The sequence below is a fragment of the Brockia lithotrophica genome, from assembly GCF_003633725.1.
GTDB lineage: Bacteria > Bacillota > Bacilli > Thermicanales > DSM-22653 > Brockia > Brockia lithotrophica.
In genome coordinates this window covers 96,806-121,304 of sequence record NZ_RBIJ01000003.1, presented here as the reverse complement: position 1 = coordinate 121,304, position 24,499 = coordinate 96,806, and the positions used below count along the sequence as shown (strand labels likewise).

Here is a 24,499-nt window from a genome sequence, read left to right as displayed (position 1 = left end):
GCCGCATAGGCTACGAAGGCGCGGAGAACTCCGCTTCGAAGCCGACGGGCCGGCCAGGAGGGACGTTCCGGAGGTGCGGGCGGTTCCCTGCACGCCGGAGGAGGACAAGCGAGGGGGTGATCGCGTGGGCGGAAGGGGATCGGGCATGAGCGTAGCCCTTTACGGGGACGGGGCGTGTTCGGGGAACCCGGGACCCGGCGGGTACGGCGCGGTCCTCGTCTTTCCCGACGGCCGCGTAGAGGAAGTGTCGGGTTTTTCGCCTTCGACGACGAACAACCGGATGGAGCTTATGGCCATAATTGAAGGTCTCCGCCGCCTGCGCGAACGTGCGGAGGAAGACTTGCGTTCAGGACGCCTTCGCGTCCGCCTGTTCTTGGACAGCGCCTACGTGGCAAACGCCCTGAAAAACCACTGGCCCTGGGAGTGGCGGTCGCAAGGGTACCGCACGAATTCGGGTTCGCCGGTCAAGAACGTCGACCTCTGGGAACAACTGCTCGAGCTGCTCGAGGGAATCCCCTGGGAAGTCGCCCACGTGCCGGGCCATACCGGCGTTTGGGGAAACGAGCGCGCCGATACGTTGGCCCGGGAGGCGATTCGCCGCGGCCTCAAAGGAAGGACGGACGCGTCCGGGGCTATCTCCCGCGATTCTGCGGCGGACAAGCCCCACGGAGAGAACTCCGATCCGCCCGAGGGGAAGGGACTTACCCGCGCCGCGGATGGCGGCGGGGAGAGGGCCGTACCCTCGGCCTCCTTTGCCGTCATCGGCGGTTCAAGCACGTTTTCCCTTCGCTTCCCCGCGGCGCTCAACCGTCCGGAGGTCCGGGTGCTCGAAGAGGGGCTCGTCTTTCCTACACCCTTTGGCGAAAGCCCCCCGTTCACCCTCTTTGAAGTAGGGGGGAAGCGGGTGCTCACCGTGCGCATGCACGGGTGGCGGCCCCCCCACGTCAGCCGCGCCGACGCCTCGCGTCAGGTGTTCTGGGTCTTCCGCGAGGCGGGAGTTCGGCGGATCTTCGCCGAGGGGGGCGTCGGAAGTTTGAGCCGTCTCCTCGAACTTCGCGACTTCGTGATTCCCGACGACTACATCGACATGACGATGCGAAAGGACGTTTCCTTGGGGCTTCCGTACCTCCTCATCATGCGCGAACCCATCTGCCTCGTGGGCGCGGAAATCCTCGCCCGTGCCGCGGAGGCTCGGGTGCGCGGAACGGGGCGCCGCGTGTTTCGCCGCGGCGTCTACGTGGCCACGGACGGGCGGCATTTCGAAAGCCGGAGCGAGGTGCAGGCGTTTCGCCAGATGGGCGGCGACGTCGTCGGCCAGAGCCTCGTACCCGAGGTGTATCTCGCCCGAGAAATCGGCGCCTGCTACGCGGGGATCCACCTCGTGACGAACTACGCCGAGGGCGTGGTTCGCGACTGGGAGCACGACGAGCTCAAAGACATCTTTTACGGCGAGGCGGAGCTCGTGGGCCATATCCTCATCGACGCCTTGTTGGCCGCTCCTCCGGGAGGAGAAGGGTGCCGTTGCCCGACGTACCGAAAGCCCACCCTCCTTCGCGACGAACCGCCTGCGGCCTTTTCCGAAGCTCCTTAACCGTAAACGGGGTCACGATTTCTCCGAGTCTTTTCCCACCATGATCCTGTACGGGAGGTACGGACGGATGGAAGAAACCCGTGCCGGGGGGTCCCCAAGCCCCGCGTCGCCCGAAGCCCATACCCTCCTTGCGGCTGCCGCAAACCTCCTCGCCGCCGTGCGGGCGCGCCGCCCGCTCGTCCACGCGATGACGAACGACGTGGTCAAGGGGCGAACGGCGGACGGGCTTCTCGCCCTCGGGGCCTCGCCCATCATGGCCGAGGCACCGGAGGAGGTGGAGGAGGTGGCCACGAAGGCCGACGCCCTCCTCTTGAACCTGGGGACCCTATCGTCCGAACTCGGGGCTTCCATGCTTCGCGCCGGTCGCGCCGCCCGCGCCGCCCAACGGCCTGTCGTCCTCGATCCCGTAGGCGCGGGCTTTACGGAGCTCCGCAACCGGACGGCGGCAGAACTCGTGCGCGAACTCCGCCCGGATGTCGTCCGGGGGAACGCCGCGGAGATCGCCTTTCTCGCAGGGCTCTCTCTCCCACAAAAGGGGGTGGACGCCGGCGAGGCGCCGAGGGAGGTCGTCGCCCAGGCGGCCCTCACCCTGGCCCGCGAGACGGGAGGCGTCGTCCTGGCCACGGGAGCGTGGGACGTGCTCGCCGACGCGGTCGGCCGAACCGCGTACGTCGGCGGTGGGGACGTCCTCCTCACGCGCTTTACGGGAAGCGGGTGCCTGCTCGGAGCCGTGGTCGCCGCTTTTGCCGCGGTGGGAGAGGACGCGTTTGTCGCCGCGTTTGCGGCAGCGCTCACGACAAAGGTGGCCGGGGAGTTGGCCCGCATCCGCCTCGGCGCGGGGGAGAGGCCGGCGACGTTTGCGACGTACTTTTTGGACGCGCTCGCGGAGGTGGAGGGGGCTGACCTCTTGCGGTTCGGAAAGGTGGAGCTCTCCGCCCGAGAGGCGTGAGTGATCTGTCGGGGGAGTCGGACCTTTCGCGTGACGAAAACCGGGTGTGAGGACCTCCGAATGGGAGGGTCGTCTACGCCCGAATTTCGAGGAGGGACGTGCGATGCAGGGAGGAGTTCCCGTTCCCCGGGCGCTCACGATCGCCGGGTCGGACTCCGGCGGCGGAGCGGGCATTCAGGCGGATCTCAAGACCTTTCACGCGCTCGAGGTTTTCGGAATGAGCGCGATCACGGCAGTCACGGCGCAAAACACGCGCGAGGTGCGCGGGATCTATCCGCTTCCGCCGGAGGCGGTGGCGGCGCAGATCGACGCCGTGGTCGAAGACATTGGGGTCGACGCGGCGAAGACGGGGATGCTCTTTTCCCGGGAGATCGTCGAGGTCGTGGCGGACCGCGTGCGCGCCCACGAAATCCGCAAGCTCGTCGTCGACCCCGTGATGCGCGCGAAGAGCGGGGCATCCCTCCTCGCGCCGGAGGCAGAGAAGGCCTTGCGCGAGCACCTCTTTCCCCTCGCCTTGCTCGTCACGCCCAACTTGCCGGAAGTCGAGGCCCTCCTCGGAGAGGCGCCGCGGACGCGGGCGGAAAAGAAGGGGGCGGCCTGCCGCCTCCTCGCATACGGGCCCAAGGCCGTGCTCGTAAAGGGTGGGCACGCCCCCGTCGACGAAGAGGGGAACCCCGTGTCTCCCGACGCCCGCGGGCGCAAGTACGTCGAGGACGTCCTCGCCACGGAAGAGGGGGTCGTCGTGTTCCGCAAGGACTACTGGTTGACCCCGCACACGCATGGGACGGGGTGTACGTTTTCTGCGGCGGTGACCGCCGCCCTCGCCCAGGGTGCGGAGCTCGTCGAGGCCGTGGCCCTCGGTGAGGCGTTCATCGACGCCGCGATTCGCCACGCCTTTCCCCTGGGGAAGGGGCACGGCCCCACGAACCACTGGGCGTTTGCGAGCCTCCGCTTCGACGGTGCGGACCTCGCCGTCGAACGCTGGGAAGAGGCGTGCGGGCGATGAAGGGCGGGGAGCTCCGAGACGCCCTTTCCGTGTACTTCCTCTTCGGCACGCAGGACACTTCCTGGCCGCCGGAAGCGCTCCTCGAGGCGGCCGTGCGCGGTGGCGTGACGGCGTATCAGTTCCGGGAAAAGGGCCCCGGGGCCTTAGAAGGCGAAGACCGCCTTCGGCTCGCCCGGAAGTTGCGCGGGCTCGCCCGGCGCCTAGGGATCCTCTTCTTCGTCGACGACGACGTGGACCTCGCCCTTGCCGTCGAGGCGGACGGGGTGCACGTTGGCGAGGAGGACCTTTCCGTCGCCGAGGTGCGGCAACGGGTGGGAGGCAAGCTCCTCGTGGGGGCGTCGTGCGCGACCGTGGTCTGCGCCCTCCGCGCGCGCGAGGCCGGCGCGGACTACCTCGGAGTCGGCCCCGTGTTTCCCACGCCGATCAAGGCGGAAAAGCGACCCGTGGGGTTGGAAATCTTCGGCGAGATGCGGCGTGCGGGGGTCGAACTCCCCCTCGTGGCGATCGGGGGGATCGACGCGAACAACGCCCACCTCCCCGTTCAGGCCGGGGCGGACGGCGTGGCCTTCATCCGCGCGGTCGCCCGAGCCCGCGACCCCGAAGGGGCCGCCCGGGCGATCGCCGAGGCCGTGCGCCGCGGGCGCGCGAAGTTTACGCAAGGTTAACCGAATCTTTACGAGGTCTTAGCTCTCTTTTCTTCCCGTACGTGATACGGTAGAAGTACATCCGTGCGGGAAAGAGGGAATGCGATGCGCCTCGTGCTCTTCACGGACACGTTCCCTCCGGACGTCAACGGCGTCTCCATGACGCTCGGCCGTTGGACGGAATGGCTCCGCGAGCGCGGTGTGGCGCTCAAGGTCTTCGCGCCCGATCCCCCGAAGGGCGACGAGCCGCGCGACTTCGTCGAACGCTTTTTGAGCGCGCCCCTCTTCCTCTACCCGCCGATTCGCCTGGGGATCCCCAATCCCTTGCGCGCGCAGCGGAGCTTTCGCGAGTTCCGCCCCGACTTGTGCCACATCGCCACGCCGGGGACGATGGGCCTCTTCGGCCGATACCTCTGCCGCCGCTTTCGCGTCCCCATGGTGGCGTCCTACCACACGCACCTCGACCGCTACCTCGCCTACTACCGCTTGGAAGCCTTGCAAGGGGCGTACGAATCGCTGAACGTCTGGTTCCACGCGCCCATGGAGCGGGTGTACGTCCCGAGCCGCGAGACGTGGGAGCGTTTAGAGGCGATGGGGATTCGCCGCCTCGAACTCTTCCCTCGGGGGGTGGATGAGCGCCTCTTCCACCCACCCCAAGACCCGGAAGCCGCCCGCAGGCTCCTGCGGGTGCGGTACGGAATCGACGCCCCGCTCCTCCTCCTCTACGTGGGGCGGATCGCCGTGGAAAAGGACCTCGACGTCCTCGTAAACGCCCTCGCCCACGTCTCTCCCGCAGTTCGCCGGGACTTGGCCCTCCTCGTGGTCGGTGACGGCCCTTACCGCGGCGAGTTCGAGCGGAAGGTCGCGCAGGCGGGGGTGCCTGTGCGCTTTGCCGGCTTCCTCCGCGGGGCGGACCTGCGTGAAGCGTACCAAGGGGCGGACCTTTTCGTCTTTCCGTCGAGCACGGAGACGTACGGAAACGTAGTCCAAGAGGCGATGGCCGTGGGGCTTCCCGTCCTTGGCGTTTCCGCCGGGGGCGTCGCCGAGCGCGTCGTCCACGGAGAGACCGGCTGGCTCGTAGCGCCCCGCGATCCGGAAGCCTTCGCCCGGGGGATCGAGCTTTTGGCCCGGGACGAGGACTTGCGCCGACGCCTCGGGCGTGCGGGGCACACGGCGGTCCGACCGCACACGTGGGACGCGGTATTTTCTCGCCTCTTTGCGTCGATGCAGGAGGTGGCGCTTCGCGCCTCCGGAGACCCGGACCGCCGTCCGCCGTGGTCGGATCCGAGGCGGGAGACTCCCAACGCCCGGGAACGCGCTCCCCAAGAGGTGGGGTAAGGAGGTTCGGGTGCACGAAACGGGAAGGAGGACGCGGCTCCCGCGGGAGCCGCGATTTTTTGTGCGGCAAGATCCGCCGTTCTTTCTCGTAGGCATGGAAGCGAGCCCCTGCCTCTTGGACGAGAAGGGCGGGCGCAGCCGACCATAGGGAGGGAAGTGCGTGAACGTCTGGTGGACGAGCGTTCTCCTGGGAATTTTAGAAGGGCTCACCGAGTTTTTGCCTGTGTCGTCGACGGCCCACCTCATCCTCGCCGGGCACGCCCTGGGCTTTGTCGGACCGCTTGCGGACACGTTTACGGTCGCGATTCAGCTCGGGGCCGTGCTCGCCGTCGTAAAGCTGTACGCCCGCCGCCTGGGCGAACTCCTCGCCCCGCCCTACATGGGTTCGGGGCGGCTCGACCTCGGGCACCTCTTTTTGGGAATCCTCCCGGCCTTCGTCTTTGGCGCCGTGTTTCACGACGCGATCAAGGCCCGCCTTTTTTCTCCCCGAAGCGTCGTCGTCGGCCTCGTCCTCGGCTCCCTCTTCATGCTCGCGGCGGAAGTACTCGGTCGCCGTAGGGAGGGAGGGGGCGTCCGAACCGCGGAGGGCAAGGCGCTCGACGCCCTCACGTACCGCGAAGCCTTGTGGATCGGCGTGTTTCAGAGTTTCGCCTTGTTTCCCGGGTTTTCACGGGCCGGGGCGACGATCGGTGGCGGGGTTCTCGTAGGGCTCAGCCGTACGGCGGCGGCAGAGTTTTCCTTCCTCCTCGCCGTCCCGGTGATGCTCGGCGCGACCGCCTTCGACCTCGCGAAGAGCTTTTCCGTGCTCGCCGACGGCGGCGCCTTCGTCCTCGCCTTGGGCTTTGGAACTGCCTTCGTTTCCGCCTATGCGGCGGTGCGCCTCTTCGTGCGCTTCGTGGAACGCATCGGGCTTCTCCCTTTCGTCGTCTACCGCCTTCTCCTCGCCGTCGTCCTCCTTCCCGTCGTCTGGTGAGGCGCTTTGTTCACATTTCGTTCACATTTTCCTCAGGAAGCCTTCAGCATGGTGCGGTGTACTAAAGGCGAACCGCGGAAGCGGACGAGCTTCCGGCAAACTCGGCGGGAAAGCAGGTGGTTCGGGAGATGCTCGCATCGAACCTTCAGCGGCTGCGGCCGCTCGTCGTCCTCTCCGCCTTCGTCCTCTTGGTCGCTGTTCTCGCGGGCGGGTGTGACGCCGTGTTCGGGAAGGGGCCCTTTGCGGGGACAAGCGCTCCGCCTTCGTCGTCTTCCCCGGCGCCGTCCGCGGGCGGGAAAGAGGCGATCCTCGAGCAGGACGGCCACAGCGTCGTCGCCGAAATGGTGAAGAAGGCCGGGCCGGCCGTGGTGCGCATCGAAACGCGCATCGCCTCGGGAGGAAGCGCCCCACCTTCTCCCTTTGCGCTTCCCTTTCCCTTTGACGTTCCGCAGGAACCGCGGGGGGCGATCGGCTCGGGGTTCTTCATCGACGACAAAGGGACGATCCTCACGAACAACCACGTGATCGAAAACGCCTCGGAGATCAAGGTCTACCTGGTGGACCGCAAGGAGCCTTTGCCCGCCCGCGTGGTCGGCCGCGATCCCGAGCTCGACCTCGCCGTCCTCAAGGTAGACGGCGGCCCGTTCCCGTACCTCCCCTTGGGCGATTCGGAGGCGATGTGGGTGGGCGACTTCGTGGTCGCCATCGGAAATCCCTACGGCCTCGACCACACGGTTACCTTTGGCGTGCTCAGCGCGAAGGAGCGCCCGCTTACGATTCAAGGGAAGCCCTTCAAGAACCTGCTTCAGACCGACGCCTCAATCAACCCCGGAAACTCCGGCGGACCGCTCCTCAACTTGCGGGGTGAGGTGATCGGGATCAACACGGCCGTGAGCGCCCAAGGGCAGGGGCTGGGTTTCGCCATCCCCATCAACTCCGTGAAGGAGGTGCTCAACGACCTCCTCACGAAGGGCAAGGTGAGTCGGCCTTGGCTCGGCGTGAGCGTGCAGGACCTCACGCCCGACGTCGCCGACTACCTTGGAATCCCGGGAGCCAAGGGCGCGCTCGTGATGCAGGTGTTTCCCAACAGCCCCGCGGCAAGGGCGGGACTCCGCCCCTACGACGTGATCACCTCGTTTGACGGCAAGAACGTGACGTCCGCCCAAGACCTCGTCAACCTCATCCAGGAGAGCAAGATCGGCGAGGCGAAGAAGCTCCTCATATACCGCGACGGCAAACTCCAAAACATCGAGGTCACCATCGGGGAAAAGAGCTACGATTGACGGGAGTTCAGCGTCCACGCCCCCGCCTCCTCTCTTCGGGGGCGGGTTTCTTCTTTTGTGCCCGGGCGGTAAGCTACGGTCGGGTGGTCCCCAAGACGAAAGGCCCTCGTTTCGGAGGGATGGGAATGCCCAAGATCCTCGTCGTCGACGACGACGCCCACATCTTGCGCATGCTCGCCCGCGCCCTGCGCTATGAGGGGTTTGCCGTGGAGACGGCGCCCGACGCAGAGACGGCGCTCCGGATCTTCCGCCGCGGCGGGGTGAGCCTCGTCCTTTTGGACGTCGTCCTTCCCGACGCGGACGGCGTATCCCTCATTGCCGAGTTTCGCGCCGTCGACCCCGACGTCCCCGTTCTCCTCGTCACCGCCCGCGATGCGGTACCCGACCGCGTGCACGGCCTCATGCGCGGCGCGGACGACTACGTCGTGAAGCCCTTTCACCTCGAGGAGCTCCTCGCCCGCGTGCGGAGTAACCTGCGCAAGGCGAGGCGCGAAGACGGGGAGATCCTGCGCGTGGGCGACCTCGAGGCGGACGTGGCACGCCGCGTCGTGCGGCGCGGCGGGCGCCACCTGGAACTCACCCCGCGCGAGTTCGAGCTCCTCCTCCTCTTTCTCCACCACCCGGGGCGCGTCCTCGCCAAGGGGGAGATCCTCTCCCGCGTCTGGGGGCACGACGCGGAGGTCGACGAAAACGTGGTGGAGGTGTACGTCGCCCAACTTCGGCAGAAGACCGAGCAAGGGGGCGCCCCGCGGCTCATCCACACCGTACGCGGGGTAGGGTATGTCCTCCGTGCCCCCGAAACCGGTGCGGGCGGCGTCCCTTCCTCGGGTGTTCCGAAGGGGGAGTAGGCCGTGCGTGTGTTCCTCTCCCGCCTGGGGCTCCGCCCGTCGTTTCGCCGCCGCCTCGCCCTCACCCTCACCGCCGTCCTCCTCGCCCTGTACGCGGCCGTCGCCACGGTCCTCTACTTGGGCTTCGCCGCCCGCGAGTGGTCGCGCCTCGACGCCTCCCTCGCGCGTACGGCGGTGGAGATCGCCCGAAGCACCCGCGTCACCGAATCCCTCGCCTTGCCCTACCAGGCGATTCTCCTCCCGGACGTCGACGTCTTTTCCTTTCCCAACACGTTCATCGAGGTCGTGCGCCCCGACGGCCGCGTCGTCGCCCGCTCGTTGAACCTCGGCGACGCCGTGCTCCCCCTACCGCCCAAAGGAGTTCCGGACACGGAAGAGTACTATACGGTGCGAATCGGCGAGGCGGGCTTCCGCGTCTTTGCGCTACCCTTGCGCGTGAACGACCGGATTGCCGGCACGCTCCTCGTGGCGGCCTCCCAGGCGCCGGTGCTCGAAACTCTCGCGGGGATCCGCCGCCTCCTCGTCCTCGCCGGCGCCATCCTCGCCGTAGGCGTCGCCGCCCAAGCCGCCGCCTTTGCCCGACGGGCGCTCGCCCCTGCGGAGGCCATCGCCCGCGTCCTCGAGGAGGCCGCGCGGACGGGGGATTTTTCCCGCCGCATTCCTTACGCGGGGCCGGAGGACGAGATCGGCCGCCTCGTCGTCCTCACCAACCGCCTCCTCTCCCGCGTGCAGGAGGCCCAGGCGGAGTTGGAGGAAGCCCTGGCGCGCGAGCGGCAGTTCGTTGGGGACGTATCCCACGCCCTGCGCACCCCGCTTACGGCCCTCCGGGGGAATGCAGACCTCCTCTCCCGCGCCCTCCAAAAGCCCGAGGACGGACCTTCGGCGGAAGCCCTGCGCGAACTCGCCGACGAGATCGGAGAAGACGTGGAGCGGCTCGTCTCCCTCGTAGACCGCCTTTTGTCCCTCGCCCGCGCGGCGAGCGAAAGCGCCGCTTCCGATCCCTTCTTCGTCGCCGACCACCTCGAGGCGGCGTGGGAGGGAATCCTCCGCCGCGCGGGCGCGCCGCCCGCGACGCGGCTCGAAGTCGCCGCCGATGCCCGCCGCCTCCTTGTGCGGGTTCCCGCGTGGGAACTCGAGGAGGTCCTCGTGCTCCTCTTGGAAAACGCCGCTAAGTACGCCCCCGATCGCCCTCTGGGCGTCGCCCTTCGCCGGGGAAGTCCGCAAACGGCCGACGCGCCGGACGATGTAGGGGTCGTGTGGGCCCCGGAAGCGCCCGGCGCGTCGGATGGGGTGTGGGCGGAACTCGACGTTTGGGACGAAGGCCCGGGGATCCCCGCCGACGAGCTTCCCCGCATCTTCCGGCGGTTCGTGCGCGGCCGCGCCACGGGGGGCGTCCCGGGTAGCGGCCTCGGGCTTGCGCTCGTCCGCGACCTCGCCCGCCACATGGGGGCGTACGTACGCCTCGCCTCGCGGCCAGGGTCGGGAACGCGGGCGACGCTCTACCTCCCCGCCGAAGAGGCAGACCTCGCGTAGGGACGACCTCGCGCCGTTGGAAACCTCTGTGCGGGTCCGGCTTTTTTCGGCGTTCGCCTCAGGTCAAGAGGCAGGGCTTTTGCCCAATTCCGCGAGGGTGCGGACCATTGCCTCGAGCCCCTTCGTAAACTGCTCGAGACGGAAGTGCTCGTCGGGGGCGTGAATTCGGTCGTCCGGCAGCCCGAAGCCCAAAAAGACCACGGGGGCATTTAGGTTTTGCGCCAGCGGTGCCGCGATCGGGATCGATCCCCCCATGCGCACGTAGACCGGCGGAGTTCCGAACGTCGCCTCGAGGGCGCGGGCCGCCGCGGCGATCGCCGGGCGGTCGGGGTTTACGACGTAGGGGGGTCCGGAGTCGAAGGCGGTTACCGTCGTCACGACGCCTCGGGGGGCGTGTTCCTCGACAAAGGCGAGGATGCGCTCTCGGATCCGTTCGGGGTCTTGGTCGGGCACGAGGCGGCAAGTGATCTTGGCAAAGGCCTCCCGCGGGATCACCGTCTTCGTTCCCTCTCCTTGGAAGCCTCCGCCGATGCCGTTGAACTCGAGGGTGGGTCGCGCCCAGTTGCGTTCGAGGTAGGAGTAGCCGGCTTCGCCGTAGAGTTCGGGGACTCCCAAGGTGCGGGCGAGCTCGTGTTCGTCCCGGGCGAGGGCGCGGATCGCCTCGCGCTCTTCGCGCGAGAGGGGCCGTACTTCGTCGTAAAAGCCTGGAACGGCCACGCGCCCTTCGGCGTCGTGGAAGCGGGCGAGGAGCTCCACGAGCGCTTGGATCGGGTTGCGGACGATGCCGCCGAACTCTCCGGAGTGGAGGTCGGTCCGGGCGCCGCGCACGCGGATTTCCAAGCCGCAGATCCCGCGGAGGCCGACGGTGATCGCCGGGCGCCCGGGTTCCGGCATCCCCGTGTCCGCGACGAGGACGACGTCGGCGCGCCAAGCTTCACGTTCCCGCGAGAGGGCGCGGACGAGGTTCGGGCTCCCGATTTCCTCCTCGCCTTCGAGGAGGACCTTGAGGTTTACGGGCAGGCCGCCGGCCCCCCGGAGGAAACTTTCCACAGCCTTGAGGAAGAGCCACACCTGGCCCTTGTCGTCGCTCGCCCCACGGGCGTACACGGCACCGTCGCGAATTTCCGGTTCGAAGGGCGGCGTCGTCCACTCCGCCTCGGGATCCACCGGTTGCACGTCGTAGTGGCCGTAAAAGAGGACCGTGGGCAGGGACGGGTCTACGAGGTATTCCGCGTAGACGATCGGATGTCCCTCGGTTTCGTACACCCGCACCGTGGGGAACCCCAGGGCCTTGAGGTGTTCGGCGAGGAACTCGCCCGCCCGGCGGACGTCCTCGCGGTGCGCCGGCAAGGCGCTAATGGAGGGGATGCGCAAAAAGGCGAAGAGCTCTTCGAGGAAGCGGCCCTCTTCGGAGCGCGCGTAGGCGAGGGCGCGCTCTACGGCGTGCGCGTTCGGGTTCGTCATGGGTGTCCTCCTTTCGTCCGTCCTCGCGGGGATTGCCCGGGGCCGCGTCCGTTTGCGGTCAGGGCGCGGGTCCGTCCTTTCCTTCCAGAAAGCGGACGACGTCTGCGGAGATTTCCGCCGCCCGCTCCGCCGCGGCCGCGACCGCCCGGGAGAAGGCCGAAAGGGCGCCCGTTTCCCGGAGTACGGCGAGGCCGCGCTCCGTCGTTCCTCCGGGTGAGGCGATGCGGCGGATGTGCTCGGCGAGGGGGGCGGGATCGACCTCCCAGAGACGGGCGGCGCCTGCGAACATCTGGCGGGCGAGGCGGAGGGCGACTTCGGGGGCGAGGGCCCCTTCCGTCCCTTGGACCATCGCCTCGAGGGCGGCGTAGAGGAACGCCGGGCCGCTTCCCGCGAGGGCGGTGACCGCGTCCATGGCGCGTTCCTCCACCTCTACGGCGCTTCCCACGCGGGAGAAGAGGTCGAGGACGCGCCCCCTGACCGCGGAGGGCGTTTCTGCGGGGAAGGCGATGCCTGTCGCCGAAGCGCGGACCTGCGCGGCCGTGTTGGGCATCGCCCGCGCGACTGCCGCCTTCGGGACGAGGCGGGTCAGGGCGGCGAGCGGGACGCCCGCGGCCAGGGAGACGAGGACGTGCTCCGGACCGAGGAGGTCCCGAAGCGGAGAGAGGGCTTCGGGGACGTCTTTGGGCTTTACGGCGAGGACGATCAGCGGGGCGCGGGCGAGGTCGGAGACGTTCCGGACCGGACGAACGCCGTAGCGCCCGGCGAGCTCGTCGAGGCGCTCCGCCCGCGTACGGTTGGCGACGAGGATCGAACCGCCGTCTGTGCCCGAGGCGACGAGTCCGGCGATGAGAGCCTCGGCGATGCGCCCGGCTCCGAGGAATCCGACCTCGGCGAGGGGTTCTCGATAAGACCAAGGACCGACCACGGCGCCTTCTTCCCTTCCTTTGCTCGCTCTCTCGCGCCCGCCCGCGGCGGTTTGCGCGATGGTCCCCGTCTCGCGCGGGTATGGGTCTTTTGTCCTTGCGGAGAGACCGCGGAGCAGAGGACACCCTCGTCCCGCGCGGGCGCGGGCTTTTCCTACCACACTTCCAGGATACCTCTCCGCCGCACACGGCGAAAGGCCGAGGCGCAAAAGGCGCGTAAGGCGCCGTGCCGGGAGGTCCGCCCCGAGGGCGCGCAAGGACGTTCGTCCCGGGGTTCCGTTCACCTCGAGGAGGACGGGTTCTCCCGTGGCGCGAAAGCCGAAGTCCAATCCGACTTCCCAGGCGCGCGGAAAGAGACGAAAGACGAGCGCGCCGACGCGCACCGCCGCCTTCCGGAGGCGCTCCTTTCGCTCCGCCGTCCCGAGGTCCGGATAGCGACGGGCGAACTCCCGGAAGGACAACGGGGTGCCTCCGGTGTGGAGGTTTGCCGTGAAGCGTCCCCGAAGTCCGAGGCGGACGACGACGGCGAGGAGGTAGGGCCGGTCCGCGCACGCCGCCTCGCGGAGCAAAAAGACGCGGACGTCGTAGGGGCGGCCGTCGGGGGTGAGGAGGGGGAGGGGCTCTTCGAGGAAGGTGCCGCCTAGGTCCGGAACGAGCGCGGCAAAGAGGTCTTCTCTCCTTTGGTACGCGGTGCGAAAGGAGAGGCCGTGGGCATCTTGGCCCCAGAGGAGGTACGGAGGGGAAAGCGTCGCGAGCCGCACGCCGCGTCCTCGGCTCCCGGCCCGGGGTTTGACCACCGCTGCGGGGAAGGGCCACTCTTCGAGGTCCCGGAGGGAGGTCAGGGGGCGGCGGTAGGGGAGGAGGTCGTCCGCCTCCCCTGTACGGACGAGGAGTTCGTGCACGGTCGTTTTGTTCGGGAGGGGCCCTCCGAAGAGCTCCGTGCCCGAGCGCTTGAGGCGAAAGAGCAACTGCCGCTCCTTGCGCTGCAAGGGGGGAGCGAGGGAGACGTACGCCCGGCGGGGAGGCGGAAAGAACGCCGCTTCCCCCCACAGCGTGAGGCCCGCGAGTTTTCCCCCCGCGTTTGGCCGCGCGTTTGCGGCGAGGAGCACCGCGTCCGCGCGCCTTTTTGGAGCGGGTCCGCTGCGGCAGAGGATGTGGCGAAAGGCGGAGACGTACTCCCCCAGCGTGCGGGTGACGATGGCGAGTGCGGGGGGACTTGGGAGAAGGAGCACGGGTCATCGCCGTCCTACGTGTGGCGTCGGTTTCGCGCAAAGGCGACGAACATTCGGTGGAGCGGGGGCACGGTGGGGGGAAGCCCGGCGCGGGAACCCCGCTTGTCGGGCTTGGCGTTCAGTTCGAGGAGGTACGTTCGCCCGTGGGGCGTCGGGAGGAGGTCGACGCCGAGCTCGCCGATCGGTCCGATCCCGCAGTCGGCCAACGCCTCCGCCGCCCGGAGCGCGAGGCGCCGGAGGGGGGCGTCCGTGCTTGGCAGTCGGGGGAACCGCCTTCGCAGGAGGGGCCACGTCTTCCGGAGGGGGAGAGCGGTTCCTCCTTGGGCGATGTTGCTCACGGGAGATCCGGGACGACCGAGCCGAAGGACAGCGGAGGCGATCCGCCACCGCCCCCCGTCCCAAACGACGACGATGCGCGCGTCTACAGGGCGTCCGTGCAGGGAAAGGGCGGGGAGAGCGTGCTGAACGAGGTAGCCGCGGCTACGGAGGTGGCGGTGGGTACGGCGGAGGAAGTCCCCCAAGGGGAGGACCGTGGGTCCTTCCGAAGTCGGGGTACGCACTTGAACCGGAAATTCCCCCCGCTCTCGCGTTCGCGGCGTCTCCTCCTCCGGGGATGCAGAACGCGCCAAGGGGGCTTCGCGGGTGAGGACGTAGATCCCCCTACCTCCCGAACCGTGCCGCGGCTTGAGGTAGACGCGCCCCCACTCCTCGAGCACGCGGCGGAGGTGCGCGCCGTCTGCGTACGGGGTGGTGGGAGGCAGATGCCGCCGGAGGGGGGTGGCGGCGAGGCACTCGTGGACCGTCCACTTGTCGAGAAACCGCGCGTTCACCACGGCAACGTTGAGGTGCGCCAGACGACGAAGGGCTTCTTCCCACGCGGGTGAGGTCTCCGCACTTCGGCGGCGCAGGCGGTTGTAGACGACGTGCGGCGTAGGGTAGAAGTCCGGTGTTCCCGAGCCGCCCGAGAGGGGAAAGCCCCGCACCCCGCGCCGCGTGGCGCGGGCGAGGTGCTCCGGGCTTGCGCCGAAGACGAGCCCTCCGCGTTCCCCTACGTACGCCGCCAGCGCGCGGTAGTAGGCCGCCTCGCGTGCGTCTCGCGGAGGGGTCTCTAGGGCTACGGCGACGACGGGAAACGGTCCTAAGGGCATGGGCGCTCCCTCCGGCGGGGGCGAAGCCGTTCTACGTATCGAATGTCCGTGTGGTACGATATGCACGGGCGGAAAGGAAGGTGCGCCTGTGTCCCTCCTTTGGAACGCCGTTCTCCTTACGGCCGTCGGGGCGTTCATCGGTTGGGCGACGAGCGCTGCGGCCGTATGGCTCATCTTTCGCCCCCACGAACCTCTGTACGTCGGACGCGTCCGCGTTCCCCTCACCCCAGGGGTTTTGCCCCGCCACCGCGAAGAGCTCGGCCGCGCCCTCGGCGAACTCGTGGAAGGGACGCTCCTTCCCGAACGGGCGATCGTCGCGCGCCTCGAAGAGGAGGACGTACGGCGCCTCCTCCAGCTCTTCCTCCTGCGCACGGGCCGCCGTGCCATCGCCCACCTGCGGGCAAGGGAGGATTCCGCGGCGGACACCCCGCTCTTTGCCTCCGCTTCCGAGTCCCGAAGGGAGATCCTCCGCCTGTGGGAAGACCTCGCCCCGGACGTCGCCTTCCACGTATGGCAGGGGCTCCTCCGCCGCGCCTCGTCGGCGGAAGGGTACGCCCTCGTCGCGGAGTGGACGGGGCGGGTTCTCGAAGAGCAGGGCTTTCTCGGACGTACCGTAGCGCGCACGTTGCGCGAACCGATCGCCCGCTCCCTGCACAGGGCTTTCGTCCGCTACCTCGCCTCGCAAGGAGGCCGCGACGTCGTCGCTCAGGTCGTCCGCCAGGTGGTCCAAGACGCCTTTGCCGAAGGCGGCGAGGCGTGGAGCCGAGATCCGGTCCTCCGGCGCACGCTCCTTCGCCTTTTGCGGCGCGAAGCGCCGAGGCTCGCCGCATTGCTCCAGTCGGCGCTCGTGCGCGCCGTCCCCGAAGTCTACCGTGCCCTCCGCCCCGCGGAACTCGTAGAACGCGAGGTCGCGAGGATCCCCATGACCCTCGTGGAGGAGGCGGTGCGCCGAATCGCCCACCGCGAGATTCGCGCCATCCTCGTCCTCGGCGCCGTCCTCGGTGCGGGGATCGGAGTGTTGCAGCTCTTTTTCCTCCGCTGAAGCGGTGGGACTTCGCCCTCTTCGGTTCCCTCCCTTCCTCCGCCCGCCCGTTTGGGGTAGGATGGGGGTGACGGAAATGCGAACGGTACGTTTCTCCCTCGCGGCGCGCGCGGGGGAGTAGGGGGTGTGGGCGTGGAAATCCGCTACTTCGGACACGCGTACGTGCATCTCACCGTCGGCGGGTACCGGGTGGCCATCGATCCGTTCGTCGAGGGGAACCCACTCGCACCGCCGGAGGCCCGCCACGTTGCGGCAGACTACGTTCTCCTCACCCACGGGCACGGGGATCACGTAGGCGGGGCGTGGGACCTCGCCCGACGGGGGGCAAAGGTGGTCGCCACCTTCGAGCTCGCGCAGATCTTCGCCGAGCGGGGGGCGGAGGTACTTCCGATGAACCTAGGCGGGAGCCTCGCGCTCCCCTTTGGCCGCGTGAAGCTCGTTCCCGCCTTCCACAGCTCTTCCGTGGAGACGGGTTCCGGGATCCGCTACGCGGGGATGCCCGGGGGATTCCTCCTCTTTGCCGAAGGGAAAACCGTATACCACGCGGGGGATACGGCGCTCTTCGGGGACATGCGCATCATCGGCGAACTCACGCCTCCAGACGTCGCCTTCCTCCCCATCGGGGATACGTACACGATGGGCCCCGAAGACGCGGTCCTCGCGGCGCGGTGGCTTCGGGCGCGGCGCGTCGTGCCCATCCACTACAACACGTTTCCCGCCATCGCCCAGGATCCGGAGGCGTTCGTCGCCCGTCTCGCCGCCGAAGGGATCCTCGGGATCGCCCTTACGCCCGGCGGTTCGCTTACGTTGTAGGCGCCCTGCGGGCGGACGTGCAGGACGTCTTCCTCCCGCCTTTTCCGCATAGGGAAATGGGGAAAGGCGTCGGGAGGTGGTGGAGATGCGCAAGGCGTGGGCGCTGGCGAAGTTCCTCGCCGCCCTCGCCCTCTTCGCTGCGGCGATTCCCGTACTGCCGTTTCGTTCCTTTCCCGCACCGGCCGGGATCTTTGCCTGGGCGTGGGCCGCGGTCGGCTTCCTCGTCCTCGGGGCTGAACTTGCGGAGCTCCTCGGACTCGTCCGCGATCCCTTCGCCGACCTGGAGGCGGCGGTGCGGGGTGGCGTTCGCCCCTTCCCTGTCCCGCGCTCCGCGCGCCAAACTTCACCCGACGGCGAAGGGCGGAGGGCGGCAGACGGACGGCCGTAACCGGCGCGGAGGAGGTGCGGGGCCGTGTCGCGTTCCAAGTGAGGCAAACACGGAGACTACGGGAGGGGTGCCCGTATCGGGGCGGCGGGCGCTCCTCGCCACAGGGGGGAGAGCCTTGTCGCTTCTTACCAAACACGAGCAAATTTTGGCATACATCGAGAGCCTTCCCGTCGGTGAAAAGATCTCCGTCCGCTCCGTAGCGCGCGCCCTCGGGGTAAGCGAAGGGACGGCGTACCGCGCGATCAAGGAGGCGGAAAACCAAGGGCTCGTCTCGACGATCGAGCGGGTGGGGACCATCCGCATCGAACGCAAAAAGCGGGAGACCCTTGAGCAGCTCACCTTCGGCGAGGTCGCGGCGATCGTCGACGGGGAGGTGCTCGCGGGGGCTTCCGGGTTGGGGAAGCGGCTCAACAAGTTCGTCATCGGCGCCATGCGCCTGGACGACATGATGAAGTACGTCGAGCCCGGGAACCTCCTCATCGTCGGCAACCGCGACGAGGCCCACCGCCTGGCCCTGCTGCAAGGTGCGGCGGTGCTCATCACGGGGGGGTTTGACGCCGATCCGGCGACGAAGAAGCTCGCCGACGAGGTCGGCCTCCCCCTCATCTCCAGCCCGTACGACACCTTTACCGTGGCCACGCTCATCAACCGGGCGATCTACGACCAACTCATCAAAAAGAAGATCCTCCGCGTAGAGGACATCTACATCCCCCTGGAGAAGACCGTCTACGTGACGGGAAAGCAGACCGTCGGGGACGTGAAGCGGATCGCCCAAGAAACGGGGCACCACCACTTTCCCGTGGTCGACGACGACATGACCGTGCTCGGCGTCGTCTCCGCCCGCGACCTGTTGAGCCTCCGGGACGACACCCGCGTCGCGGACATCCTCAAGCCTCTCTCCGTCTACGCGCGGCCGCAGTTCACCGTGGCGGCGACGGCGCACACCCTCGTGTGGGAAGACATGCACCTCCTGCCGGTCGTAGACGCCGACCGCCGCCTTCTCGGCATCGTCACGCGCAAAGACATCCTCAAGGCGCTTCAGCAGCTCGACAAGCAGCCGCACGTCGGAGACACGTTCGAGGACCTCATCTTCACCACGCTCAAGCCGCGGGACGAGGAAGGGTGCAGCACCTTCGTCGGCTCCGTGACGCCGCAGATGACCAACCGCTACGGGATGCTTTCCTCCGGCGTACTCGCCTCGCTCATCTACGAGGCGGCGATCGCCTGCCTGCGCCGCGAGCGCCGGGGCGACTTCGAAATCGAACACTCCCTCGTCTACTTCCTCCGTCCCGTACCCATCGAGCAGGAAATCGAAGTCGAGCCGCGGATTCTCGACATTGGCCGCCGGCGCGGGCGCGTCGAGGTGACCGTCCGCTCGCAAGGGCAAGAGGTGGCCAAGGCCCTCATCGCCGCCCAGGTGTGGGAAGGTTGAGCGCCGCGCCCGCGGACGCCTTAGCGCGGTGCGGGGGAGCTTGGTCCCCGTAGGCGTTCCGCCTCTACGTAGAGGTGCGTCGTCGGGCCCACGACGGCTAGGCGGAGGCGGACGCGGTAGACGCCGCTTTCCCCGGCGACGTCCCGGGGGAATGCCGCGTAGAGGAGCGCCTCGGGAAGCCGCGAGAGGGCGCCCGCCTCTACCCCGACGAGTTCGCGAAACTGGGATTCCAACCGCCGCCGGAGTTCGTCCTCTTCCCCTTCCTCGAGGGAGGGGCCCACGAAGTGGATTTCCAAGCGGCGGATTGCGGTTGGCCCGAGGGGACGCTCACGCTCTTCCGCGAGGAGTTTGTGGAGTCGGGCAATTTCGCCTTCGAGTTCGCGCTTTTCGAGCATCACCCGACTGAGTTCGTCGCCGCTTTCTACGAGCATGAGCGCTGCTCCCCATCCGAGGCCGAGGAAAAACCACGCAAGTGAGCGAAGGGTCGAGGCGCGCGTGCCTTGCATCGCCTCACCCCCGCGTAGGGTCGCGGAGGGCCCAGGCCAAATGTTGGGCGGCGAGTGCCGCCCCGAGGAAGGCGGCGCCCAAGAGGGCCAACCCCTTGAGGAGTTCTCCCGGCCGTCCGCCGAAGACGCCCTCCTCGAGGGACTTGAGGGCGGTGATCGTGCCGCCGACGGCGGCCATCACCGCCCAGTACTTCAAGTCCTCTGCCAGGCGGAGCATGAAGGGGACGGGCGGTGTTCGAGAGAGCACGGCGGCGAGGCCGCCGAAGAGGACGCCGCCTGCGGTCATCCCGTACGCGATGAAAAAGACGGCGGCGAGCCGAGCCAACGGACATCCCCCTCGCCTTTGCCTCGCCATCACCCTACGCCGCGGCAGAGGAAGGTATGCCGCCGTTTCGGCGTCGTCCGGAAAGGGGGAGAGAAGGTGGGTTTCGTTCACCTGCACGTGCACTCCTCGTACTCCCTGCACGCCGCGCTTCCGACGCCCGAGGCCATCGTCGAGGCGGCGCACCGCTTGGAGATGCCCGCGGTGGCGCTGACGGACCGTGACGCCCTCTTCGGGGCGATCAAGTTCCTCCGCCGCGCCGAGGAGCTGGGGGTGAAGCCCATCCTCGGGCTCGAGCTCACCCTCGCCCCCTCCGAGCAGTTGAAGAAGCGGCACGTGTCGGAGGTGCACCTCACCTTCCTCGCCTTGAACGCAGAAGGGTACGGGAAGCTCCTCCGCCTCGCGACCGCGGCGCGGACCAAAGGGAAGACGTCGGGTGTGACGTGGGAGGACGTGGAGAGGGAACTCGCCGACGGCGCCGAAGGACTCGTCCTTTTGACCGGCGACGTTTTCGGGGAGATCCCCCAACTTTTGCGCCTCGGCCTCGAAGAGGAAGCCTACTCCCGGGCGCTTACGTACATCGCACTCTTCGGAAGGGAGAACGTCTACGTCGAGCTCATGGACCACGGGAATCAGGACGAGCGGATCGTCCTCCGTCCGCTCCGGGAGCTCGCCGAGAAGCTGAACCTTCGGAGGGTGGTCACGCACGACGTGCGCTACCTCGACCCGCAGGACGCTCGGGCGCTGGACGTCCTCATGGCTCTCGGGGCGGGCGTTCGGCTCAACGACCCCAATCGTCCGCGCCTCGAACGCGAAGGGGAGTACGCCTTCTTCTCCCCAAAGGAGATGGAGCGTCGCTACGCCTTCGACCGGGAGGCGCTCGAGGAAACGCTCCGCCTCGCCGAACGCGTGGAGCCGTACCTCACCTTCGGCGAACTCAAGCTCCCGTCCTTCCCTCTGACGCCCGGCATGAACCCTCAGACCTACCTCCGCATTCGTGCGCGGGAAGGTGCGGAACGCCGGTACGGTTCGCCTCTCCCCGCCCACGTCCGCGAGCGGCTCGAGTACGAGCTCCGGACGATCCAGGCCATGGGGTTTCAAGACTACTTCCTCATCGTCTGGGACGTCGTGCGCGCCGCCCGCGAGCGGGGGATCCCCGTAGGTCCCGGCCGCGGCTCGGCCGCCGGGAGTTTGGTCGCCTACGCCCTGGGCATCACGGAAGTCGACCCGCTCGCCCACGACCTCCTCTTCGAGCGCTTTTTGAACCCCGAGCGCCGCAACCTCCCGGACATCGACATCGACGTCGCCGACGTACGCCGCGACGAAGTCCTCCGCTACCTCGCGGAGCGTTTCGGCGCCGAGCGCGTGGCGCAGATCGTCACCTTCGGGACGATCGCCGCGCGCCAGGCCGTCCGCGACGCCGGCCGCCTCCTCGGGATTCCGCCCTCGGAGGTGGACCGGATCGCCAAGTTGATCCCCGCTGGCCCCGACATGACCTTGGCGAGGGCGCAGGAAGAGGAACCCGCTCTGCGGGAACTCCTCGCCTCCCGGGACGAATACCGCCGCCTCGCCCAGGTCGCCGCGCGCCTCGAGGGGCTGCCGCGGCAGACGAGCGTGCACGCCGCAGGCGTCGTCATCGCCCCGAAGCCTTTGCAGACGTACGTCCCGCTCATGGACGGCGAGGCCACCCTCCTCCTCACGCAGTACCCCATGGAGGACTTGGAGGCGATCGGCCTCCTCAAGATGGACTTCCTCGGACTTCGCAACCTCACGATCGTGGACGAAACCGTGCGCCTCCTCGCCCGCGAAGGGCGCGAGGTACGCCCCGAAGAATTTCCCAAGGACGACCGCGCGACGTTCGAACTCCTCGCGCGCGGGGATACGGCGGGCGTCTTTCAACTCGAGTCCCGGGGGATGCGCGCCGTCCTCCGTCGCCTCCATCCGGAGCGCTTCGAGGACCTCGTCGCCGTCCTCGCCCTCTACCGCCCCGGCCCCATGGCCCAGATCGACGCCTACATCGCAGGGAAGCGCGGCGAGCGGGAGGTGCGCTACCCTCACCCCGCCCTCGAACCGATCCTCCGCCCGACGTACGGCGTCCTCGTCTACCAAGAGCAGATCATGCGCATCGCGGAGGCGATGGCGGGGTACACCCTCGGCGAGGCGGACGTCCTTCGTCGCGGCGTCGCGAAGAAGGAGCGGGCGACGCTCGAACGCGAGCGCGAGCGCTTCGTGGCGCGCGCCGTAGAGCGGGGCTTTCCCCGAGAGGTTGCGGAAGAGGTGTACGAACTCATCGTCCGCTTTGCGGACTACGGGTTCAACAAGAGCCACGCCGTCGCCTACGCCGAGCTCGCCTACCGGATGGCCTACCTCAAGGCCAACCACCCGCGGGAGTTCTTCACCGCCCTCCTCTCCCAGTCCCTCGGCGCCCAGGACAAGGTGGCTCTGTACGTGTCGGAGTGCCGCCGCCGCGGGATTCCCGTCTACCTCCCGGACGTGAACCGGAGCGAGGCAGGGTTCACCGTGGAGGGCGAGGGGATCCGCTTCGGGCTTCGGGCGATCCGGGGGGTGGGGGACGGTGCCGCTTCGGAAATCCTGCGCGCCCGTGCGGCGGGAGGAGAATTCCGCTCCTTTTCGGACTTCCTCCGGAGGACGGACCGAAGGGCGGTGAGCCGCCGGAGCATTGAGGCCCTCATCCGCTCCGGCGCCCTCGATTCCCTTCCCGGAGAACGGGCTGCCAAGCTGCAGATCCTCGACCTCCTCCTCAAAGAAGAAGAGGGGGGAGAACGCCTCCTCGAGGTGGAGGTGGAGTTTCCCGACGTCCCACCGCTCACTCCGGAAGAACGCCTGCGCGACGAGCGCGAATTTCTCGGAACGTACGTAAGCGGCCACCCGGCGGACACTCGGGAAGAGGTCTTTCGCCGTTTAGACGTGCTCCCCCTGCGGGAACTCGAAAGGGTGGGGAAAGGGGAGGTGCGCGTGGGCGGTGAACTCGAAGGGTTCACCGTGCGCCCGGCGCGGCGCGGGGGAAGCTACGCCGAAGCCCTGCTTACGGATTTTAGCGGTGCGGCCAAGATCGTCGCCGCCGGAGAGGCCTTCGACGCCCTTCGCCGCCTCTACGCCGAACGCGGATCGTCCTCCGGGTTTTTCCTCGTGATCGTGGAGGGGACCTTGGCGGAGGACGAGGGCGAGGAACTCCCGCGCCTCTGGGTGCGGCGGATCGTCTCTGCAGACGGATCGCCGGAGGAGGTCCGTGCGCGCCTCTTCTCCGGCCGCACTCCCCCGTCTCGACCCCGCTCCGCGCGTTCCGCTTCCCCTTCGCGGGACGTCCGACCTTCCCGGCCCCCCTCTGCGGCGCCGGATGCTCCTTCCGTGCCGGTCTTCCGGGGAGCGCCCTCCACCCCGCCTGCATCGGATGCCCCCGCCGCACCTTCCGAAGCGGAGCATGCATCGCAGGAGGCACCTTCGGGAGGGAGCGCGGGATCCGTCGAGCGCCGGCTTTACGTGCGCCTGGGCAAGGCGCACAAGGTCACGCACGTCGCCGACGCCTTCCGCGAACTTCTCCTTCGACATTCCGGGGACGTTCCCGTTTTCGTGTATGATGAAGAGCGAAGGTCTTGGCTGAAACTTCCGCCGCGCTACCACGTGCGGCCGACGCTCACGTTTTTGCGCGAGGCGCGGCGCCTCCTCGGCGAGGATGCCGTCGTTCTTCAAGAACGAGGAACGGAGGGGGATGCTGGGAGTGCCGGAAGTCAAAAGGAGGAAACGCGTAGATGACGGAAGCCCACGGACGTAAGGCGGCCCAAGAGGCAGGTGGGGATTCGGAGGCAGTACGCTTGCACCGCGCCGCGCGAGGGAAGTGGGGGATATCCCCGAGGGTCCCCCTCCGGAATTCCCGCGATCTGAGCCTCGCCTACACCCCCGGCGTCGCCGAGCCCGTTCGCCGCATCGCCCGAGAACCCGAGGAGGTTTGGGAACTCACCTCCCGCGGGAACCTCGTGGCCGTCGTATCCGATGGCACGGCCGTCCTCGGGCTCGGGGACGTGGGGCCCGAGGCCGCGCTTCCCGTGATGGAGGGGAAAGCCCTCCTCTTCAAGCGGTTTGCCGGGATCGACGCCGTTCCCTTGGTCGTACGGGCCCCCACGTCCGAGGCGCTCGTCGAGATCGTCCGGGGGCTCGCCCCTTCCTTCGGCGGGATCAACCTCGAAGACGTCGCTGCGCCGCGGTGCTTTGCCGTGGAAGAGGAGCTCGTGCGCTCTCTCGACATCCCCGTCTTTCACGACGACCAGCACGGGACGGCCATCGTCGTCCTCGCCGCCCTCTTGGGGGCGCTTGAGGTCGTGGGCAAGGACCTCTCCGACCTGCGCATCGTCGTAGCCGGGGCCGGCGCGGCGGGAACCGCCGTGGCGGAACTCCTCCTCGCCGAAGGCGCCGGCGAAGTGCGCGTCCTCGACCGCCGGGGCATCCTTTCGCCGAAGCGGAACGACCTCGACGCCTACAAACGCCGGTTGGCCGAGCGGACGAATCCGGAAGGCGAGGAAGGGGGACTTGCCGAGGCGCTCGTCGGCGCCGACGTATTTGTCGGCGTCGCCCGCGGGGGGCTCCTCACGCCGGAGATGGTACAGGCGATGCGGTCTCCGGCGATCGTCTTCGCCCTGTCCAACCCCGACCCAGAAATTTTGCCCGATGCGGCACGCGCCGCCGGTGCGGCGATCGTGGCGACGGGCCGTTCGGACTTTCCCAACCAGGTGAACAACGTCCTCGCCTTTCCCGGAGTCTTCCGCGGGGCCTTGAGCGTGCGGGCGCGGCGGATCACCCCGAAGATGAAGCGCGCCGCCGCCCACGCCATCTACGCCGTCGCCCGTTTGGAGGGGATTTCGCCCGAAACGATCCTTCCTTCCGTGTTCCACCCCGAAGTCGTCCCTCGCGTCGCCGCCGCCGTCGCTCGAACGGCTTTGGAGGAAGGGGTCGCCCGCCTTTCCCGAAGTCCGGAAGAGGTCGAGGCGGAAGCGCGGCGCTTTGCGGAACTCGGACGCCGCCTCGGGGAATCGGTGGGAGAGTAGAGGA

General features: G+C 68.5%; 20 protein-coding genes. 15 read left to right on the top strand and 5 right to left on the bottom strand.

All coding sequences use genetic code 11. The features are described 5' to 3' along the window. Positions 1-124: 124 nt before the first annotated feature. The 9 genes from C7438_RS05835 to C7438_RS05795 all read left to right on the top strand — a co-directional run bounded on the left by C7438_RS05835 (position 125) and on the right by C7438_RS05795 (position 10,165). On the top strand, positions 125-1,591 hold the full coding sequence (locus C7438_RS05835; protein ID WP_211322101.1) for an RNase H family protein: 1,467 nt from the start codon (positions 125-127) through the stop codon (positions 1,589-1,591). A gap of 67 nt (positions 1,592-1,658) precedes the next feature. Continuing rightward, the gene (gene thiM, locus C7438_RS05830) at positions 1,659-2,540 is read left to right on the top strand and encodes a hydroxyethylthiazole kinase (RefSeq protein ID WP_121444422.1); all 882 of its coding nucleotides are present in this window, start codon (positions 1,659-1,661) and stop codon (positions 2,538-2,540) included. 103 nt (positions 2,541-2,643) lie between these two features. Then, positions 2,644-3,546 (top strand): bifunctional hydroxymethylpyrimidine kinase/phosphomethylpyrimidine kinase, encoded by a 903-nt coding sequence (thiD, locus tag C7438_RS05825; protein ID WP_121444421.1) that lies wholly within the window; start codon positions 2,644-2,646, stop codon positions 3,544-3,546. Then, positions 3,543-4,211, top strand: coding sequence for a thiamine phosphate synthase (gene thiE / locus C7438_RS05820; protein ID WP_121444420.1), 669 nt, complete (start codon positions 3,543-3,545; stop codon positions 4,209-4,211). Before thiD ends, thiE begins: the two co-directional genes overlap by 4 nt. A gap of 84 nt (positions 4,212-4,295) precedes the next feature. After that, positions 4,296-5,528 (top strand): glycosyltransferase family 4 protein, encoded by a 1,233-nt coding sequence (locus C7438_RS05815; protein ID WP_121444419.1) that lies wholly within the window; start codon positions 4,296-4,298, stop codon positions 5,526-5,528. Positions 5,529-5,688: 160 nt separating this feature from the next. Beyond that, entirely contained in the window at positions 5,689-6,501 is an 813-nt protein-coding gene (locus C7438_RS05810; RefSeq protein ID WP_121444418.1) for an undecaprenyl-diphosphate phosphatase, read from the top strand. Positions 6,502-6,629: 128 nt separating this feature from the next. Then, positions 6,630-7,784 (top strand): S1C family serine protease, encoded by a 1,155-nt coding sequence (locus C7438_RS05805; RefSeq protein WP_121444533.1) that lies wholly within the window; start codon positions 6,630-6,632, stop codon positions 7,782-7,784. A gap of 125 nt (positions 7,785-7,909) precedes the next feature. Next, positions 7,910-8,632 carry a response regulator transcription factor gene (locus C7438_RS05800; protein ID WP_121444532.1) on the top strand — a complete coding sequence of 241 codons (723 nt, stop codon included), beginning with the start codon at positions 7,910-7,912 and terminating at the stop codon, positions 8,630-8,632. Positions 8,633-8,635: 3 nt separating this feature from the next. Further along, a complete protein-coding gene (locus C7438_RS05795) occupies positions 8,636-10,165 on the top strand; it encodes a sensor histidine kinase (RefSeq protein WP_121444417.1) in 1,530 nt (509 codons plus the stop codon). A 63-nt stretch (positions 10,166-10,228) separates the two neighbouring features. Here the strand turns inward: C7438_RS05795 and C7438_RS05790 are convergent, their stop codons facing one another. From C7438_RS05790 to C7438_RS05780, 3 genes are read right to left on the bottom strand one after another with little or no spacing between them, the layout of a single operon-like run. Then, positions 10,229-11,629 (bottom strand): dipeptidase, encoded by a 1,401-nt coding sequence (locus tag C7438_RS05790; RefSeq protein ID WP_121444416.1) that lies wholly within the window; start codon positions 11,627-11,629, stop codon positions 10,229-10,231. Positions 11,630-11,687: 58 nt separating this feature from the next. Continuing rightward, on the bottom strand, positions 11,688-13,784 hold the full coding sequence (gene proC, locus C7438_RS05785) for a pyrroline-5-carboxylate reductase (protein WP_121444415.1): 2,097 nt from the start codon (positions 13,782-13,784) through the stop codon (positions 11,688-11,690). A 14-nt stretch (positions 13,785-13,798) separates the two neighbouring features. Next, entirely contained in the window at positions 13,799-14,932 is a 1,134-nt protein-coding gene (locus tag C7438_RS05780; protein WP_170143595.1) for a YheC/YheD family protein, read from the bottom strand. A gap of 88 nt (positions 14,933-15,020) precedes the next feature. Between C7438_RS05780 and C7438_RS05775 the strand changes: the two genes are divergently transcribed. The 4 genes from C7438_RS05775 (at position 15,021) to C7438_RS05765 (ending at position 18,607) form a co-directional block, all read left to right on the top strand. Next, a complete protein-coding gene (locus C7438_RS05775) occupies positions 15,021-15,974 on the top strand; it encodes a DUF445 domain-containing protein (RefSeq protein WP_170143594.1) in 954 nt (317 codons plus the stop codon). Positions 15,975-16,106: 132 nt separating this feature from the next. After that, entirely contained in the window at positions 16,107-16,787 is a 681-nt protein-coding gene (locus C7438_RS05770; protein ID WP_121444413.1) for a metal-dependent hydrolase, read from the top strand. An 85-nt stretch (positions 16,788-16,872) separates the two neighbouring features. Next, positions 16,873-17,175 carry a hypothetical protein gene (locus C7438_RS09255; RefSeq protein ID WP_211322099.1) on the top strand — a complete coding sequence of 101 codons (303 nt, stop codon included), beginning with the start codon at positions 16,873-16,875 and terminating at the stop codon, positions 17,173-17,175. Positions 17,176-17,242: 67 nt separating this feature from the next. Next, positions 17,243-18,607, top strand: a complete 1,365-nt coding sequence (locus C7438_RS05765) for a DRTGG domain-containing protein (protein WP_211322098.1) — start codon at positions 17,243-17,245, stop codon at positions 18,605-18,607. Between the two features lie 20 nt (positions 18,608-18,627). Here the strand turns inward: C7438_RS05765 and C7438_RS05760 are convergent, their stop codons facing one another. Next, positions 18,628-19,113 carry a hypothetical protein gene (locus C7438_RS05760; protein WP_121444411.1) on the bottom strand — a complete coding sequence of 162 codons (486 nt, stop codon included), beginning with the start codon at positions 19,111-19,113 and terminating at the stop codon, positions 18,628-18,630. 4 nt (positions 19,114-19,117) lie between these two features. Beyond that, on the bottom strand, positions 19,118-19,561 hold the full coding sequence (locus C7438_RS05755; protein WP_170143593.1) for a YtrH family sporulation protein: 444 nt from the start codon (positions 19,559-19,561) through the stop codon (positions 19,118-19,120). On the opposite strand from C7438_RS05755, the gene dnaE reads away from it, so the two are divergent. Beyond that, the gene (dnaE, locus tag C7438_RS05750; protein WP_170143592.1) at positions 19,535-23,209 is read left to right on the top strand and encodes a DNA polymerase III subunit alpha; all 3,675 of its coding nucleotides are present in this window, start codon (positions 19,535-19,537) and stop codon (positions 23,207-23,209) included. The genes C7438_RS05755 and dnaE overlap by 27 nt on opposite strands. Continuing rightward, the gene (locus C7438_RS05745; protein WP_121444408.1) at positions 23,206-24,495 is read left to right on the top strand and encodes an NAD(P)-dependent malic enzyme; all 1,290 of its coding nucleotides are present in this window, start codon (positions 23,206-23,208) and stop codon (positions 24,493-24,495) included. Before dnaE ends, C7438_RS05745 begins: the two co-directional genes overlap by 4 nt. The last annotated feature ends 4 nt before the right edge of the window (positions 24,496-24,499 follow it).

What these genes read in the sequence shown, in the direction of transcription:
- thiD (WP_121444421.1), top strand. Translation starts at nt 2,644, where the DNA reads ATGCAGGGAGGAGTTCCCGTTCCCCGGGCGCTCACGATCGCCGGGTCG.
- thiM (WP_121444422.1), top strand. Translation starts at nt 1,659, where the DNA reads ATGGAAGAAACCCGTGCCGGGGGGTCCCCAAGCCCCGCGTCGCCCGAA.
- C7438_RS05790 (WP_121444416.1), bottom strand. Translation starts at nt 11,629, where the DNA reads ATGACGAACCCGAACGCGCACGCCGTAGAGCGCGCCCTCGCCTACGCG.
- thiE (WP_121444420.1), top strand. Translation starts at nt 3,543, where the DNA reads ATGAAGGGCGGGGAGCTCCGAGACGCCCTTTCCGTGTACTTCCTCTTC.
- C7438_RS09255 (WP_211322099.1), top strand. Translation starts at nt 16,873, where the DNA reads ATGCGCAAGGCGTGGGCGCTGGCGAAGTTCCTCGCCGCCCTCGCCCTC.
- C7438_RS05780 (WP_170143595.1), bottom strand. Translation starts at nt 14,932, where the DNA reads ATGCCCTTAGGACCGTTTCCCGTCGTCGCCGTAGCCCTAGAGACCCCT.
- C7438_RS05745 (WP_121444408.1), top strand. Translation starts at nt 23,206, where the DNA reads ATGACGGAAGCCCACGGACGTAAGGCGGCCCAAGAGGCAGGTGGGGAT.
- C7438_RS05815 (WP_121444419.1), top strand. Translation starts at nt 4,296, where the DNA reads ATGCGCCTCGTGCTCTTCACGGACACGTTCCCTCCGGACGTCAACGGC.
- C7438_RS05800 (WP_121444532.1), top strand. Translation starts at nt 7,910, where the DNA reads ATGCCCAAGATCCTCGTCGTCGACGACGACGCCCACATCTTGCGCATG.
- C7438_RS05760 (WP_121444411.1), bottom strand. Translation starts at nt 19,113, where the DNA reads ATGCAAGGCACGCGCGCCTCGACCCTTCGCTCACTTGCGTGGTTTTTC.
- C7438_RS05805 (WP_121444533.1), top strand. Translation starts at nt 6,630, where the DNA reads ATGCTCGCATCGAACCTTCAGCGGCTGCGGCCGCTCGTCGTCCTCTCC.